Here is a 632-nt window from a genome sequence, read left to right on the forward strand (position 1 = left end):
CAAGGTAACACGGGTGCTACTGGACCTCAAGGTACGCAAGGTAACACGGGTGCTACTGGACCTCAAGGTCTTCAAGGTAACACGGGTGCTACYGGACCTCAAGGTGCGCAAGGTAAYACRGGTGCYACTGGACCTCAAGGTRYKCAAGGTAACACGGGTGCTACTGGACCTCAAGGTACGCAAGGTAACACGGGCGCTACCGGYTCCACTGGACCTCAAGGTACACAAGGTAACACGGGTGCTACTGGACCTCAAGGTCTTCAAGGTAACACGGGCGCTACCGGTTCCACTGGACCTCAAGGTGCTCAAGGTAATACAGGTGCCACTGGACCTCAAGGTCTTCAAGGTAACACGGGTGCTACCGGACCTCAAGGTGCGCAAGGTAACACGGGTGCTACTGGACCTCAAGGCGTTCAAGGTAACACAGGTGCTACTGGTTCCACTGGACCTCAAGGCGTTCAAGGTAACACAGGTGCTACCGGTTCCACTGGACCTCAAGGTGCGCAAGGTAACACGGGTGCTACTGGACCTCAAGGTACGCAAGGTAACACGGGTGCTACCGGACCTCAAGGTCTTCAAGGTAACACGGGTGCTACTGGACCTCAAGGTCTTCAAGGTAACACGGGTGCTAC

At 55.8% G+C, this 632-nt stretch carries 1 protein-coding gene; it reads left to right on the plus strand.

The genetic code is table 11. From position 1 onward, the window contains the following. Nucleotides 1-632 (plus strand): collagen-like domain-containing protein (locus AC1DKZ_RS32975; RefSeq protein WP_476997979.1); only part of this gene is annotated, 632 nt, incomplete at both ends.

The sequence above is a fragment of the Bacillus sp. 05T21 genome (assembly GCF_056396785.1).